The organism is Bacillus sp. EKM202B, from assembly GCF_011066025.1.
Lineage (GTDB): Bacteria > Bacillota > Bacilli > Bacillales > Bacillaceae_G > Bacillus_A > Bacillus_A toyonensis.
This window is the reverse complement of sequence record NZ_JAAMNK010000001.1, coordinates 328,666-344,703: the sequence shown is the minus strand read 5'-3', so window position 1 is coordinate 344,703 and position 16,038 is coordinate 328,666. Positions and strand designations below refer to the sequence as shown.

The 16,038-nt window shown below is 33.5% G+C and carries 19 protein-coding genes; 15 read left to right on the top strand and 4 right to left on the bottom strand.

The genetic code is table 11. From position 1 onward, the window contains the following. Positions 1 to 462 precede the first annotated feature (462 nt). Positions 463 to 1,125 carry a YkyA family protein gene (locus G9F74_RS01755; RefSeq protein ID WP_000922477.1) on the top strand — a complete coding sequence of 221 codons (663 nt, stop codon included), beginning with the start codon at positions 463 to 465 and terminating at the stop codon, positions 1,123 to 1,125. A gap of 31 nt (positions 1,126 to 1,156) precedes the next feature. On the opposite strand, the gene G9F74_RS01750 is transcribed toward G9F74_RS01755, so the two are convergent. Further along, a complete protein-coding gene (locus G9F74_RS01750; RefSeq protein ID WP_000804859.1) occupies positions 1,157 to 1,615 on the bottom strand; it encodes a YkyB family protein in 459 nt (152 codons plus the stop codon). Positions 1,616 to 1,791: 176 nt separating this feature from the next. Between G9F74_RS01750 and G9F74_RS01745 the strand changes: the two genes are divergently transcribed. After that, a complete protein-coding gene (locus G9F74_RS01745) occupies positions 1,792 to 3,321 on the top strand; it encodes a Ppx/GppA family phosphatase (RefSeq protein ID WP_000661381.1) in 1,530 nt (509 codons plus the stop codon). Positions 3,322 to 3,438: 117 nt separating this feature from the next. After that, on the top strand, positions 3,439 to 5,547 hold the full coding sequence (locus G9F74_RS01740) for a polyphosphate kinase (RefSeq protein WP_016109045.1): 2,109 nt from the start codon (positions 3,439 to 3,441) through the stop codon (positions 5,545 to 5,547). A 168-nt stretch (positions 5,548 to 5,715) separates the two neighbouring features. Here G9F74_RS01740 and G9F74_RS01735 read toward each other — a convergent pair whose 3' ends face one another. Both G9F74_RS01735 and G9F74_RS01730 read right to left on the bottom strand, forming a co-directional pair. Next, positions 5,716 to 5,952, bottom strand: a complete 237-nt coding sequence (locus G9F74_RS01735) for a hypothetical protein (RefSeq protein WP_000283739.1) — start codon at positions 5,950 to 5,952, stop codon at positions 5,716 to 5,718. 97 nt (positions 5,953 to 6,049) lie between these two features. Further along, on the bottom strand, positions 6,050 to 6,907 hold the full coding sequence (locus G9F74_RS01730; RefSeq protein ID WP_033668555.1) for a metallophosphoesterase: 858 nt from the start codon (positions 6,905 to 6,907) through the stop codon (positions 6,050 to 6,052). 241 nt (positions 6,908 to 7,148) lie between these two features. Here G9F74_RS01730 and fadH point away from each other — a divergent pair, with 241 nt between their 5' ends. The 4 genes from fadH (at position 7,149) to G9F74_RS01710 (ending at position 10,058) form a co-directional block, all read left to right on the top strand. Next, complete coding sequence (gene fadH, locus G9F74_RS01725; RefSeq protein ID WP_000660910.1) at positions 7,149 to 7,913, top strand: 2,4-dienoyl-CoA reductase; 765 nt, start codon at positions 7,149 to 7,151, stop codon at positions 7,911 to 7,913. Positions 7,914 to 8,168: 255 nt separating this feature from the next. Further along, positions 8,169 to 9,386 carry an EAL domain-containing protein gene (locus G9F74_RS01720; protein ID WP_000564311.1) on the top strand — a complete coding sequence of 406 codons (1,218 nt, stop codon included), beginning with the start codon at positions 8,169 to 8,171 and terminating at the stop codon, positions 9,384 to 9,386. Beyond that, positions 9,386 to 9,514, top strand: coding sequence for a hypothetical protein (locus G9F74_RS01715; RefSeq protein WP_000544074.1), 129 nt, complete (start codon positions 9,386 to 9,388; stop codon positions 9,512 to 9,514). Before G9F74_RS01720 ends, G9F74_RS01715 begins: the two co-directional genes overlap by 1 nt. Positions 9,515 to 9,569: 55 nt before the next feature. Then, on the top strand, positions 9,570 to 10,058 hold the full coding sequence (locus tag G9F74_RS01710) for a DUF3993 domain-containing protein (RefSeq protein WP_001233803.1): 489 nt from the start codon (positions 9,570 to 9,572) through the stop codon (positions 10,056 to 10,058). A 116-nt stretch (positions 10,059 to 10,174) separates the two neighbouring features. On the opposite strand, the gene G9F74_RS01705 is transcribed toward G9F74_RS01710, so the two are convergent. Further along, complete coding sequence (locus tag G9F74_RS01705; protein WP_000717871.1) at positions 10,175 to 10,411, bottom strand: glutaredoxin family protein; 237 nt, start codon at positions 10,409 to 10,411, stop codon at positions 10,175 to 10,177. A 233-nt stretch (positions 10,412 to 10,644) separates the two neighbouring features. Between G9F74_RS01705 and G9F74_RS01700 the strand changes: the two genes are divergently transcribed. From G9F74_RS01700 to G9F74_RS01665, 8 genes are all read left to right on the top strand, one after another. After that, positions 10,645 to 10,881, top strand: a complete 237-nt coding sequence (locus G9F74_RS01700) for a YkuJ family protein (protein WP_000055152.1) — start codon at positions 10,645 to 10,647, stop codon at positions 10,879 to 10,881. Positions 10,882 to 11,096: 215 nt separating this feature from the next. Then, the gene (locus G9F74_RS01695) at positions 11,097 to 11,246 is read left to right on the top strand and encodes a hypothetical protein (RefSeq protein WP_000440536.1); all 150 of its coding nucleotides are present in this window, start codon (positions 11,097 to 11,099) and stop codon (positions 11,244 to 11,246) included. Between the two features lie 74 nt (positions 11,247 to 11,320). Continuing rightward, entirely contained in the window at positions 11,321 to 11,839 is a 519-nt protein-coding gene (locus tag G9F74_RS01690) for a ribonuclease H-like YkuK family protein (RefSeq protein ID WP_000348650.1), read from the top strand. A 117-nt stretch (positions 11,840 to 11,956) separates the two neighbouring features. Beyond that, on the top strand, positions 11,957 to 12,148 hold the full coding sequence (abbA, locus tag G9F74_RS01685) for an antirepressor AbbA (protein WP_001188532.1): 192 nt from the start codon (positions 11,957 to 11,959) through the stop codon (positions 12,146 to 12,148). 169 nt (positions 12,149 to 12,317) lie between these two features. After that, entirely contained in the window at positions 12,318 to 12,761 is a 444-nt protein-coding gene (cbpB, locus tag G9F74_RS01680) for a cyclic-di-AMP-binding protein CbpB (protein ID WP_000623575.1), read from the top strand. A 182-nt stretch (positions 12,762 to 12,943) separates the two neighbouring features. Then, positions 12,944 to 13,828 carry a transcriptional regulator CcpC gene (locus tag G9F74_RS01675; protein WP_002039481.1) on the top strand — a complete coding sequence of 295 codons (885 nt, stop codon included), beginning with the start codon at positions 12,944 to 12,946 and terminating at the stop codon, positions 13,826 to 13,828. A 71-nt stretch (positions 13,829 to 13,899) separates the two neighbouring features. Then, positions 13,900 to 14,622: a 2,3,4,5-tetrahydropyridine-2,6-dicarboxylate N-acetyltransferase gene (gene dapD, locus G9F74_RS01670; RefSeq protein ID WP_000783253.1), complete on the top strand. Its 723-nt coding sequence runs from the start codon at positions 13,900 to 13,902 to the stop codon at positions 14,620 to 14,622. 61 nt (positions 14,623 to 14,683) lie between these two features. After that, entirely contained in the window at positions 14,684 to 15,814 is a 1,131-nt protein-coding gene (locus G9F74_RS01665; RefSeq protein WP_016109042.1) for an N-acetyldiaminopimelate deacetylase, read from the top strand. Positions 15,815 to 16,038 lie beyond the last annotated feature (224 nt).

The following is a 16,038-nucleotide window of genomic DNA, read 5'->3' as shown; positions in this document are numbered from 1 at the left end:
CATGCTCTACACTTTTCCTTTTTAGGAAAGGAAAAGAATATTTGTAAGTTGTTGCGAGGTAGTATTTGTACTGTGTAAAATGAACAAAGAGATTATTTGATAGAAAGCGGAAAGGGAATGATAGATGTGAGAGATCGACAATCATCTTTTATCAGGTGAATTATTATAGTTGTTCTTCTAATTATTATGGCTCTGGTGAATTCCATTGTATTTTAAGGTAATACATAGTGTGAGTAGAGAATGAAAAGTGCAAAGTGAAATATACTTAGTAGATGGACATGAAACTGCTACATAATTCAAAGAGAATAACGTGAAAAATAATTTCAAGTAATAAATGTGTACAAGCATGATAAACAATACTGATGATCTTCGTAAAAAAGATGCGAGTGTGAAGTGTATAGAAGGATTATATGATTTTTATAGCTTTTTTACACAAGGATCGTTTATAAGTAGGAGGAAAAGATGTTGAAATATAGTAAATTAGCAATTGTAGCCACATTATCAATGGTTTTATTAGCGGGTTGTTTCGGGCCAAAACCAGAAGAGGAATTATATGTAGCATTTGAAAATGCTGCCAAGCAAGAAAAAACAATGTTTGAAGATGCAAAGAAACTTGAAACTTTAGAAAAAGAGGGACAAGAATTATATAACCAGATTGTTCAAGAAGGAAAAGATAATAATCAAACTGTTAAGGAAAAACTGAACCAAGCAGTGAAAAATACAGATGAACGAGAAAAAGTGCTTAAAAAAGAAAAAGAATCTTTAAATAAGGCGCAAGAAGAAGTGAAATCAGCAGATAAATATGTGAAGAAAATTGAAGATAAGAAATTGAAAGAGCAAGCGGATAAAGTGAAAAGCACATATGAGAAACGACATGATTCATTTAACAAAATGTATGACAGCTATAATAAATCGTTAAAACAAGAAAAAGAATTATATACAATGTTACAAGATAAAGGTACAAAATTAAAAGATATTAGTGAGAAAGTTAAAGTAGTAAATCAATCGTATAAGGATATTGAATCAGAAAAAGATAAGTTTAATGAATTCACGAAATCTTATAATACAGAAAAAGTTGCATTTTACAAGCAAGCCAATATTAAAATTAAAGAAGAGAAAAAATAAAACAGTTTGGCCTAACATAGGCCAAACTGTTTTATTTTTTTGTATAAGTGCGGCTATACCATGGAACAGGTTCACTTAATTTTTTTTCTTGTTTCAGTGCTTCAGGACCAATATAATCTTGAAGTGTTTTTTTGGAAACTGTTAAAGACAAGGTTGTTTTCGGGTTTCGGTAGGAGGATTCAAGATGACCAAGATGTGGTAGGTTTCGAAAATCTTCTTTCGTAGGAGGGATGTGGAAATAATAATCGCCTAACCGTATAAGAACATCAGATTGTTGTTGGCTAAAACGTGGATTTCTAGAGAAATGTAATCCTTCTTTAATTGCTTTTTTTTCGGCGATTAAACGCTCTAAAGCTGTCTTTTTTAACCAGTATAAATATTTAGGGTTAGTTGCAGCTTTGGCATGACGATTCACAACGAAAATAGATTGAGCTAGTCGATTAATAGGATGTTGGTTTTGTAATTGAGATTGTGGTTGTGAAGGTTTCATATTGAATCTCCTTTCAATTTTTCATTATTATAACATAAATAAAAGAGGTTTTTATTATATGCAAAAAGTGATTGTATACATTTTCAATATTAAAGCAATATTGTTACAAAAAACAACTATTTTGTATAATAGTAATAGAATGTGTTTTGAAATTTGATAATGAAAGAGTGAGAAGTTTGAAAGAACTATTAAAACAACAATATGCCATTATAGATATTGGATCTAATACAATGCGTTTAGTTATTTATGAAAAGCAAAATGGAGGTTTTTATAAAGAAATTGAAAATACGAAAGTGGTTGCTCGGTTAAGAAATTATTTAATCGATGGTGTTTTGAATGAAGAAGGTAAGGAAGTATTGTTACAAACATTATTTCAATTTCAAGAAAGTACAAAATTCCATCAGCTGCATCATGTACTTTGTGTTGCAACGGCAACAATTAGACAGGCTGAGAATCAAGAGGAGATTAAAAAACTTGTTGAAGGACAAACAGACTTTACTCTTAGAGTGTTATCAGAATATGAGGAAGCACGTTACGGCTATTTAGCAGTTATGAATTCTACTTCGTTTTCGGAAGGAATAACAGTAGATATTGGTGGCGGAAGTACGGAAGTTACATATATTAAAAATAGAGAGATTTTAGAGTACCATAGTTTTCCTTTTGGTGCGCTTTCTTTAAAACATCTATTTATTAAAGGTGATATTCCTACTAAAGATGAATTAGAGGAAATTCGAGAGTATTTAGAGTGTCAATTTCGAACGTTACCATGGTTAATTGATAAGAAATTGCCTCTTATTGCAATTGGTGGTAGTGCGAGAAACTTAGCAAAAATCCACCAAAATTTAATAAACTATCCTATAGCGGGAGTACATTTATACAAAATGAAAGAAGAAGATATTGAAAATGTAAAAGGTACATTAGAAAAACAATCGTTTATCGAACTTCAGAAAATGGAAGGATTGGCAAAAGATCGAGCTGATACAATTATTCCAGCGGTTGAAGTATTTCATAAACTTGTAAATATTATAGAAGCAACGGCATTTGTATTAAGCAAAAAAGGATTAAGAGAAGGTGTTTTCTATGAAGAGTTGACGAAAGATTTAGGGATTTCATATTATCCGAATGTAGTTGAAGAAAGCTTACATTTGTTATCACACGAATATGAAATGGATATGGAATTTGTCATTCAACTTATTAAACATGGAAGATTGATTTGTAAACAACTCGAAGAAATGGGACTGATTTCTGTTTCGATAAAAGACTGGGAAGCATTCCATCAAGCAGCGAAAGTATTTAACATTGGAAAATATATAGACGAAGAAGCGAGTCGTTTACACACGTTTTATTTATTGGCGAATAAAACAATTGATGGCATGATGCATAAAGATCGAGTGAGGTTAGCGCTTATTGCATCTTATAAATCAAAAATGCTATTTAAACAACATTTATCTCCATTTGAAGGTTGGTTTGATAAAAGCGAACAAAAAAAAATCCGCCTATTAGGGGCTGTTTTACAATTTTCAGCTGCTTTAAATGTAAGACAAAGATCGCTTGTCGATACGATATCCATAACAGAAAATAAAGAAGGATTAACGTTTAGAATTTTATGTGAGCAATCGGCATTAGCAGAAAAAGTACAAGCTGAAAAACAAAAAAAGCAGCTAGAAAGAGTGTTAAAAACGAATATTAACTTGTCATTTGAATGAAAATGTTAGGTTGTACGGATGTCTTTACAAAAAATTTACACTTTATAATATTGTAATTTGCTAAAATAAAAGTAACTAAATTATAGTAAAAAAGTTTCAAGGGGAAGTGTGAAGAGAATGGAATTGTTGAAGGGGAACATCGTAAATTTAAATGATACAGCATATTATAATAACCGAGAGCTAAGTTGGTTAGCATTTAATGAACGTGTACTACAAGAAGCGCAAGATGAAAATAATCCACTCTTGGAAAGATTAAAGTTTATTAGTATTTTTAGCTCGAATTTAGATGAATTCTTTATGGTACGTGTAGCGGGTTTGAAAGATCAAGTGAGTGCTGGGTTTAATCAACCAGAAAATAAAGCTGGCTTAACACCAAAAAAACAATTAAATAAAATTGCGATAAAAGCCCATGAATTAATGACCGTACAATATGATACTTTTAAAAATTATGTATTGCCAGCGCTTGAATTAGAGGGGATTGAGCGTTTAACATTCCATGATTTGACGAAAGAACAGAGAGAATTTATAGAAGATTATTTTGATGAGCAAATTTTTCCGGTTTTAACGCCTGTAGCTATCGATGCATACCGTCCATTTCCGATGTTATTAAATAAAAGTTTGAACTTAGCTACTCTTTTATATGATGAGAAGCAAGTGGAGGAAGAAAACCGTACGAAGTTAGGAATTGTGCAAGTTCCTTCATTACTTGAACGCTTCATATTTTTACCGAGTGAAGGGCAAAAGCATAAATTTATTTTATTAGAAGACGTAATTAGTAGTTTTACTCATAAATTATTCACAGGATATAAAGTATCATCTGTTACTCGTTTCCGTATTACACGTAATGCGGATTTAACAATTCATGAAGAGGGTGCGAGGGATTTATTAAAGGTAATTGAAAAAGAGTTGAAAAAGCGTAAGTGGGGAGCTGCTGTACGTTTAGAAGTTGGCAAAGAACACATTGATGAAAGAGTATTAACATTATTATACGAGGTGTTGGAAGTAAAAGATGAAGATGTATATATAATGGATGGACCGTTAGATTTAACATGTTTATTCTCTTTATATAAAAAATTAGCACCATTATATGAACATCTCATTTATCCAGCCCTTATTCCGCAACCACCTCAAGACTTAGGTGATGAGGAAGATGTATTTGAAAAGGCGATTGAGCATGATATTTTATTACATCATCCTTTTGAATCGTTTCAGCCAGTAGTTGATTTTGTCCGTGATGCGGCAGACGATCCGAATGTACTTGCGATTAAACAAACATTATATCGAGTAAGTGGTGATTCTCCGATTATTCAGGCACTAAAAGTAGCAGCTGAAAAAGGAAAACAAGTCACAGTGTTGGTGGAGTTAAAAGCAAGGTTTGATGAAGAGAATAATGTTCATTGGGCTAAAGAATTAGAACAGGCTGGGTGTCACGTTATTTACGGTGTAAGTCACTTGAAAACGCATAGTAAAATTACGCTAGTTGTAAGAAGAAAAAACGGAAAAATCGAAAGGTTCGTACATCTTGGAACCGGAAATTATAATGATGCAACAGCAAAGCTATATACCGATTTTGGCTATATTACATCACGAAAAGACTTTGGGGTCGATGCAACAAATTTCTTTAATTATTTAAGTGGTTATACAACGAAACCGCATTTTCACCATTTATCAGTTGCACCATTTGATATAAGAAAGCAATTTATGGATTTAATAGATGAAGAAATTCGTTATCATAGGCAATATGGAAATGGCTATATTATCGCTAAGATGAATTCACTAACGGATAAACCATTAATAAAAAAAATGTATGAAGCATCACAAGCGGGAGTAAAGGTAGAGCTCATCGTTCGAGGAACATGTTGTTTAAGACCTGGTATTCCAAATGTAAGTGAAAATATTCGTGTAGTTAGTGTTGTAGGAAGGTATCTAGAACATAGCCGTATTTATTATTTCCATCATAATGGAGAGGAGAAAATATATTTATCTTCAGCTGATTGGATGACGCGAAATATGGAGAAACGAGTAGAAATATCCTTCCCAATTCTAGATATTGAAATGAAAGCAAGAATAAAGGCGATTTTACAGCTTACTTTAGCAGATAATGTGAAAACACGCGAACAAAATAAAGACGGTGACTACTATTATGTTATTAATAGTGGTGCAGAGGAGATTGATAGCCAAGTGAAGTTGTTTAAGATGGCGTATCAAAATACAGATGCTGAATAGCAAGAACAAAGTAAAAAACCTCTTATTGATAAGAGGTTTTTTACTTTGTTCTCTACTTATTATACGTTCTCAAAATAGAAGAATGTGTAGAGAGAATAGTTTTTATTGTAAGCATATTAATCGATTGTCTAATAGAGAGAATAGCGTTGGTAGAATTGTTGGCATACATTAATAATAGTATGGTTGTTGACAAGGTCCACCATAACAAGGATAAGGTGCTGGTGGCGGGTAAGGTGGTGGATAAGGTGGATAAAATGGTCTAGGGCCGAAAGCTAATGCTCCGCCGAGCAATCCACCAGCAATTCCAGCTAGAAATGGAACGCCAAAAAACGGAAAGAATCGTGAGTCGCCTACTGGGCCAATAGGTGCTGAACGAACTGGGATTGGTTGATAATATGGATACATGAACAAACCTCCTTTATTGGACTCACTTTTATCATATGGTAAACGAAACGTGGATGAGCGCGTACAAGAAAGGATATGTAAGAAAATAGGCGAATTATTACGAATGTTGTAGGGTGAAGAGTGTAATTTCAGGTTTTGACATAAACCGGAATGGGACACGTGTTCTTCCAAGTCCGCGATTGACATAGAGAGATAAGTCTTGAATGGAATAGAAGCCTTCAATGTAGTGTTTGGCAAGTGATGGGGTAACGATAGCACCTAAAAAAGGGATTTTTACTTGTCCGCCGTGGCTATGACCAGAAAGTTGCAAGTTGATTGGATATGTAGCAATTTGTGGCGCAATATCTGGCTCGTGAACAAGAACAATGTTATAAGTATTTTGCCGCGCTTGTTGTAGTGTTTCCGCTATTTTTGGTTTGCCAAGTAGTATATCATCGAGTCCGAAAATAGAAATTTCACTATTATCCAGTAGACGAATTCGTTTTTCGCTATTTAGTAATAGTTCAAATCCAGATTCACGCATGATGTGATCATAGTATTCAGTTCCATATCCGCCGTGATCATGGTTACCATAAATAGCAAATTTACCGAAGGGTGCTTGTATATTCTTTAAAATGGATGCAACGAAAGGAGTATCAGTATATGTTTGGTAATTATCAATGAGATCACCAGTAAAAAGGACAATATCTGGGTTTGCAGCATTAATCTTAGAAATGATTTGAGATAAATGTTGGAGTGAGAAATAGTATCCGAGATGTAAATCGCTAAATTGAAGAATCTTCATACCATGAAAACTTTTTGGTATGAGCTGTGATTTTAGTGTGTGCTCTGTAAAAGAGATCATATGCGGCTCTATGTATTTAGCGTAATAGTAACCGATACTAGTGGTTATAAATGAATATAGACAAGTGCGTATTCCATTTTTCAAAAAATTTCTTCGTGTAATTTGCTTCATAAAAGTATGAGTATACCTATTTGATTTATATCATGTGTTTTCGTTCCATATACAGGCTACTCAAATCTCCTTTCAGTTTTTTTTAATATATTTAAAATAATAAAGAAGTAGTATAGCTTACGGAAAAATGAATGAAAAGAAGTCTCTTTAAGTTAAAATATCAGAAAAGTTTAAAAATATAAAGATTTCTATCAAATAAAATGATAAAATGAATGTGTATTCATTTTTGGGAGGGATATATATGAAAGAGAAGGTAGTAATTATAACAGGTGGATCGAGTGGAATGGGAAAAGGAATGGCAACTCGTTTTGCAAAAGAAGGGGCACGAGTTGTTATTACAGGGCGTACAAAAGAAAAACTGGAGGAAACAAAGTTAGAGATTGAACAGTTTCCAGGGCAAATATTGCCTGTACAAATGGATGTACGAAATACTGAAGATATTCAGAAAATGATTGAACATATTGATGAAAAGTTCGGACGAATTGATATTTTAATAAATAATGCAGCTGGCAACTTTATTTGTCCAGCAGAAGATTTATCTGTGAATGGCTGGAATTCGGTCATTAATATTGTGTTAAATGGTACATTTTATTGCAGTCAAGCTGTCGGGAAGTATTGGATTGAGAAAGGTATAAAAGGAAATATCATTAATATGGTAGCGACATATGCATGGGATGCAGGTCCAGGAGTTATTCATTCGGCTGCAGCAAAAGCTGGCGTATTAGCAATGACTAAAACGCTTGCTGTTGAGTGGGGACGTAAATATGGAATACGAGTTAACGCTATCGCACCAGGGCCGATTGAACGTACGGGCGGTGCCGATAAATTATGGATTTCAGAAGAAATGGCTAAGCGTACACTACAAAGTGTACCACTTGGAAGACTAGGTACGCCAGAAGAAATTGCGGGTCTAGCTTATTATATATGTTCAGATGAAGCTGCATACATAAATGGAACATGCATGACAATGGATGGAGGACAACACTTGCATCAATATCCATTTTAAGAGGGATGACCAAATGAATGTTTGATTCATTTTTTTGTGGTAAAATGTGACGGAATTGTGACATGTGAAAGAAAGGTATTTACAAGAGGTCATATATACGGTATATTTAAGACCTCTTTTTTCTTCATAGTAGAATTGCTAATTCCCCTTAGCATTTTACCCCTCTAATCCCTTCAGGAAAACTGAAGGGATTTTTTATTATTTTTCCGTAAATATCGTGTTATAATTTTTGAAAAGTAAAGGGAGGGAAGCACGTTGATAGATGCATTAGATGTAATGAGTAACTTGGATAAAGTCCTTCCTTATTATCAAGCTATTTTTAGTGCTGATGAACATACAGTAATTGGATATGAAGTAGTAGGACGTATTCAAACAGAAGAGGGCATACAAAGTTTAGCTTCGTTCTTTCATGATGATTCTATTCCAAGTGAGTTTCAACTGGAAGCGGATAATATTATAGTAGAAAAAGCTTTAAACCGTTATTTAGAAAGCAATCAAAAATTGTTATTATTTATACATCGAAATGCTAACGTATTAATGAATGACGAAGATGAAAGTTTACTTCAACTTTTATTGATGTATGAAAAACAAGGTTTAAATTTGAACCACATTGTTTTAGAGATAACAGAGCATGAATGTAAAGAAGATATTGAGCAATTTAATCATTTGCTTATGTATTATCGTACATATGGTATTCAGATTTCGATTAATAAAGTTGGAACGGGTACAAGTAATTTAGAACGTATTAGCGTGTTAGCACCTGATATTTTAAAAGTAGATTTAACAAACTTAAGGCAAACTGCACTTATACAATCTTATCAAGATATTTTATATTCCTTATCTTTACTTGCAAGAAGAATTGGTGCAACGTTGTTATATGAAGAAATTGATGCTTTTTATCAACTACAATATGCTTGGAAAAACGGTGGTAGATACTATCAAGGTAATTATTTAAAAGAATGTTTACCTGATTTTATTGAAACGAATGTTTTAAAAGAGAGACTTGGTAATGAATGTCATCAATTTATTCAGCATGAGAAAAAGAAGTTGCAAAAAATTTATCATTTAACAGAGATGTTACGTGATCGAATTGGTGATGTTCTGTCAAAACAAAAAAAGAATGAAGATATAAATGATTGGTTATTACAATTTAGCCAAAGTATATCACAATGTAGTTTTCGCATATTTATTTGCAATGAAGATGGTTTTCAACAATCAGGTAATGTTATGAAAAAAGATGGGGAATGGATTGTTATGCCGGAGTATTATATGAAGAACTGGAGTTGGCGTCCGTATTTTCTTGAGAATATTATGAAAATGCGTTTTGAAAATAAGGCGAGACTTTCAGATTTATATGCCGATATTGAAACTGGTGAAATGGTACGAACATTTTCTTTCCCGATTGATGATGAAAACTTTTTATTTATAGATTTATCTTATGAATATTTATATGAAGAAGATGTTTTATTTTAATGCACGAAGAGATTCGTGCATTTTTTTGTTTGTTTTTATCAGAAATTGGTAATAGTGAAAATGGTGATGAAAATGCTGTCTATCGTTGTAAAGATTTTACGAACGAAACCATCCCTTTCTTTGCATAATCATTGTTACAATGAATACTACAAAGACAAGTTCTTTTAAAAGGAAGGTGAAAAAATGAGGAAATATGGAATATGGCTTGTTCTATTTGTATGTGTTGCCTTTCTAGTTGGTTATAGTGTTACAACTGTTTTAGGAAAAGAGGAATTGAAAGTCGATCGGAAAGACGTGTTTACAACGATACAAAAAGGCTATGAAACCCAATTTTCAATTCGCGGGAAGCATTTGCCGATGAATAAGATGATAGAGACGTTATCACCGTATTTTACAGATAATTTCCTTCAAGTATTTACAGATGAAAATAGTAGAAGTGATAAACAAAGTGGTGAATATTTACTTCCAGCAAAAGAAGCACCGTTTTCTTTTAATTCGGAAACGAAAATGGCGTATGATGAAGAGCATAAAAATTTATATGTATATGAGCGGGCGAAAAGTGGACAATATCAAATTGTAACATTGAAAAGGGATCAAGATAAATGGAAATTAGCAGGGTATCATGAAAGCCAAGAACTTTTAACTGAAATAAAAAGGTTACAACAATTATAAAGTGCAACTTTAATCAGTGGGGGCTTTATATCCCACTGATTATTAGCTTTCATCAATCGGGAGTTTTACTGCCCATAAATAGCGGGATAAAAATAGGAATAGGTATTTACCTATTCCTATTCTATATTGAGTAGCTGTTGTAATTTTTCGATTTGAAAACCTGCAACCACTTCACCGTCGATTACAACTGTTGGAGTTGAATAGGAATCATAGTCGTATAAAAGACGATCGCGAGCAGCAGCGTCTTTTTTTACGTCAAATTCTTCATATGCAACGTTATTATGCTTTAAAAATTCTTTCACAATGACACATGGCGGACAATCAGGTTGTGTGTAAACCTCAATTTTTTTCATTGTAATTCCTCCTTTTTTCTGTTTTTTATTATATTATTCCAGTATGAAAATCGCAATAAAGAAGGAAAAAGATGTTCTTTCTGTGTTTTCCTTCGCATTTCGACAAATTTTTAGTTGAGTTTCTGGCCAATAACCTTTATCCTAGACTGTGGAACATTTTTTCTGTTATGACGGATAGAATGAGTATAGCTGTAAAACCTATTGGTAGGAAGATTAGAGAAAGGAGAGATTTCATGTCTCTACTCCAAGGAATTTTAACACGACTTGTTAGTCTACAAGAACAAGCTGTAAGCGGTGAAGTAGCACAACGCTATTTTGAAGTGAACGGTGAGCGCAAATGTAGCGTGAAATTTTTCGATAAAAGTGAAATGTATGAATTAGAAGTGTATCAACAAGGTGAAAAACCTCAAGTGTATCAATTCGATAATATCGATATGGTTGCAATTGAGATTTACGATATCATTTCTTGATACATATAAAAAAGGTACTGCCTATGGCAGTACCTTTTTTAGTTCTTTTACTTTCCAGTATATATGTATAGGAATTTTTCGTTTTTCCTACAATGGTAATAAAGTGAGACTTTAATCAGTGGAAGTGCTTATTATCGACTGATGATTGGACTACATCAATCAGGAGTTTTACTGCTCGAAAATAGCGTGATAAAAATAAATAGGAGGTGTGTTATGTGGAACGTTTACCAGTTGTGATCTGTCCTAATTGCCACAATTCTGCAGAGATTATTCATGTATTAACGGCTCAATCGAATCAAAATGTAATTTATACTTGCCAAGTTTGTCATTTTGTAATGCGAAATATTGAGACGAATAAAGGATAGTAAGTTATAATTTTTGTTTTTGTCCCATACAATGAGAATACGAAAAGTCTGTCTAATGGAAAGGACGTGACTATGTGGACGGTGGGCATAAATTCTATAATGTTTCAGAGAGACATTTGAATTTTGATACGGTCTTTAACCGCATTTGTAGTTTCATTGAAAAGGATCCACGAAATTTATATCGATTATCTATTGGGACAGACTCACAAGCACATCAAAAAGATACGAGATTTATTACGGCAATCCATATTCACCGTGTTGGAAAAGGGGCTTGGGGATGTTTACACCATAGGTCAGTAAAAGATAAGCCGGCAACATTACGGGAGAAAATATATTTAGAAACACAGTTTAGTCAAGAAATCGCTTGCCTATTTACTCCTAACCATATACAAACCATATGGGATTTATTGCATCCATATGCTCAAGATGGGGCTGGGTTCATAATGGAAATTCATTTGGACATAGGGAATGATGGTTTAACAAAAGAATTTATTTTAGATATGACAGCGAAAATTCAAGCGATGGGATTAACTGCAAAAATTAAGCCGGATGCTTATGCGGCATTTAGCTATGCAAATCGATATACGAAATAATTTTTATAAGGTTACAATTGTTACATGTTTTTATTAAAAACTGAATATTACATCTACTAAATAAGTTGGAAATTTTATATAATGAGAGTAACGATGGGATTATAAGGAGAGGGGTATATGCAAAGGGAATTTGTTTTAACGAAAGAAGAAGAAAGTTTGTTACTAGATATTTTATTTCAACAAAATTATGCGAGTGAAATTTTAGCTGTAGAACTTACAGATATTGAGAATGGTTTGAAACAGACAGATGTGACGCAATATAAAAAAATCACAAGGTTATTTTACAGATTAAAAAATAAAGGGTATTAAGTGCTACCGTAATGGTAGTCTTTTTTTTGTGTTGTATGCTAAAATAGCTGTGTAATTGTATTTTTATTGAAATAAAGTTAGGACAAAATAATAATATGAAAACGCTGTCATAAAATAAGGATAGAATCGGTGAATATAAGCAGGAAAAAGGGAAAATGGGGGATGTAACATGATTAGTATTCCAAAAGACGAGTTTCAGCAAATTCTTGTGAAAGATTTAATGATTTCATCAGAAAAAGTAGCACATGTCCAAATTGGGAATGGATTAGAGCATGCTTTACTCGTTCTTGTGAAATCTGGATATTCGGCAATACCTGTTTTAGACCCAATGTATAAATTACATGGGTTGATTAGTACTGCTATGATTTTAGATGGTATGTTAGGGTTAGAGCGCATTGAGTTTGAAAGACTTGATGATATGAAAGTAGAACAAGTGATGAAGGAAGATATTCCGGTTCTTAAGTTAGAAGATTCATTTGCAAAAGCTTTAGAAATGACAATTGATCATCCTTTTATTTGTGCTGTAAATGAAGAAGGGTATTTCGAGGGGATTTTAACACGTAGAGCTATTTTAAAATTATTGAATAAAAAAGTACGGCAGCATAATCGATAGACAATAGGAGGAAAGTGACTTCATAGAAACGGAGAAGTCACTTTTTTTCGTGCATATCAGTTGTGTATGTATTATATTTAAAAAGACATAAAACATAAGGAAAGTTCGAACTGAAAAATTGTATTTTTTGTATAAAAGTATTCAGTTAAATTCAGGATGAAAAGCTTATTGAAATAAGGTGTATGGAAGCTAAGGAAAGAGGGAGAAAGTTGCAAATTGATGATTTTCAAATGATGGTTGTGTTAGCCCAGGAATCAAATATGAGAAAAGCGGCGGAACGTTTATTTGTTTCCCAACCTGCGCTTAGTCAACGATTACAATCTATGGAGAAACAATGGGGAATGAAATTTTTTATTCGTTCACAAAAAGGATTGACAATTACACCTGAAGGGGAAAAAGTCGCAAATTATGCAAAAGAAATGTTACAAAGAGAAGAGAATATTAAGAGCGAACTGGCAGTTTTTAGAACGGAAACATATGGAACGTTAAAAATAGCTGTTGCATCGGTTATTGGTCAATATTGGCTCCCTCCTGTGTTGAAAAAGTTTGTACAAAAGTATCCTTCTGTGAAGATATCGCTGTTTACTGGCTGGAGTAGTGAAGTGCAAAAGCAATTTTATGAGGGCGATGTTCATGTAGCTATATTAAGGGGATCACAGGAATATAAAGGACAAAAGCAACAATTATTTGAAGATGAATTATATTTAGTCGATAAAGAAATAAAAGATATTTCGATGTTAAAAGAAACAAATAGACCATTTATTCAATTTAAAAGTGATTCGACTTATTATGGTCAAATACAAAATTGGTGGTATGGGTTATTCTCTAACCCACCTAAGCGAACAATTGTAGTTGATCAAATTGAGACGTGCAAACAACTTGTTCTAAATGGTATAGGTTATGCATTATTGCCTTCTACAGTATTAAAAGAAGTGCAGGAAAATATGTATAAAACACCTGTTCAATTAACGAGAGAAACATGGTTGTTAACGAGTGAATCAGCAAGACAATTGAAGCAAGTACAAGCGTTTTTAGAAATTATAGAAGAAATTCAAAGGGAAAAATAAGATTATTGTCTTGCTACTCGCTCTATCGTTTGGTAGAGTAACAATATAAATGGATTTAGGAGGCAACAAGAATGAAAATGATGGACGCTAACGAAATTATTTCGTTTATTCAAAAAAGTGAAAAGAAAACTCCTGTAAAGGTATACATAAAAGGGGATTTAAAAGAAGTAACGTTCCCTGAAACAGTACAAGCATTTGTAAATAAAAAATCTGGTGTAGTATTCGGAGAATGGTCTGAAATTAAGACAATTCTTGATGAAAATAGCAAGCACATTGTTGACTATGTAGTTGAGAACGATCGTCGTAATTCTGCAATCCCAATGCTTGATTTAAAAGGTATTAAAGCTCGTATTGAGCCAGGCGCAATTATTCGTGACCACGTTGAAATTGGTGACAACGCTGTTATCATGATGAATGCAACAATTAACATCGGTGCTGTAATTGGCGAAGGTACTATGATCGACATGAACGCAGTGCTTGGTGGACGTGCAACGGTTGGGAAAAACTGTCACGTAGGTGCAGGTGCTGTACTTGCGGGTGTTATTGAGCCACCTTCTGCAAAACCAGTTATCGTTGAAGACGATGTTGTAATTGGTGCAAATGTAGTTGTTTTAGAGGGCGTTACAGTAGGTAAAGGTGCAGTTGTAGCAGCAGGAGCTGTTGTAACAGAAGATGTGCCTCCATATACAGTTGTTGCGGGAACTCCAGCACGTGTAATTAAAGAAATTGATGAGAAGACAAAAGCGAAAACTGAAATCAAACAAGAGCTTCGTCAATTAAACCCAGAGAAATAAAAAACAAAAAGCGTAAGAGCATAAATAGGCTCTTGCGCTTTTTATAGATAGAGGTGCAAAAATGACAGTAAGTAAATTTGTCCAAGTTCGTAGAGATTTACACAAAATCCCGGAAATTGGATTTAAAGAGTGGAAAACACAACAGTACATTTTAGAGTATATAGAAACACTTCCTAACGAATATTTGGAAGTGAGAACATGGAAAACAGGTGTAATTGTTAAAGTAAATGGGAAAAGCCCAGAGAAAACAATAGGTTATCGTGCAGATATAGATGGTTTGCCAATAACAGAGGAAACTGGATACGAATTTGCTTCTGTACATAAAGGAATGATGCATGCATGTGGACATGATTTGCATACAACAATTGGTCTAGGCCTCCTAACAGCAGCTGTGAGTGAAAGAATAGATGATGACCTTGTGTTTCTATTCCAGCCGGCAGAAGAAGGTCCAGGTGGCGCTCTTCCTATGTTAGAAAGTGAAGAGCTAAAAGGATGGAAGCCTAATATAATTCTTGGTCTTCATATTGCACCAGAATACGCTGTAGGAACAATTGCGACAAAAGAAGGTCTGTTATTTGCGAATACATCAGAATTATATGTTGATTTAAAAGGAAAAGGTGGACATGCGGCTTATCCACATACTGCGAATGATATGATTGTTGCAGCCAGTCACCTTGTTACACAACTTCAATCCGTTATTAGTCGTAATGTGAATCCTCTTGACAGTGCGGTAATTACAATTGGAAAAATAACAGGTGGTACAGTTCAAAATATTATCGCAGAAAAATCTCGTTTAGAAGGAACGATTCGAACATTATCAGTGGAATCAATGAAGCGTGTGAAAAGCAGAATTGAGGCAATTGTTGCAGGTATCGAAGCTTCTTTCCAGTGTGAGGCGATTATAGATTACGGAGCAATGTATCATCAAGTATATAACCACGAAGAGTTAACGAGAGAGTTTATGCAATTTGTACATAAACAAACTGATATGAATGTTATTACATGTACTGAGGCAATGACAGGTGAAGATTTTGGTTATATGCTTCGAGAAATCCCTGGATTTATGTTTTGGCTTGGAGTAAATTCAGAATATGGTTTACATCATGCGAAATTAAAACCAGACGAAGAAGTGATTGAAAAGGCAATTACATTTTTAAGCCAATATGTAAAGTGGAAAGGAAATAGAAAATAAAACTTCCGCTTTCTTGAAGGTTCCAAAAAACTTTTTGTTCTGAGGTGTAAGTAACGCTCGTATAGATTGATTTTAGACATTTACATACAAATGAAAGAATTAAAGTTAATTGTACTGTTTTAATAATGAGCAGGGGGTTTTAGCCACTGCTCATTATTAATTATTTGACTAACTTATATATGTTTACTTTTAGTATGAAAAGTGTGTAAAATCAATGTGAAACA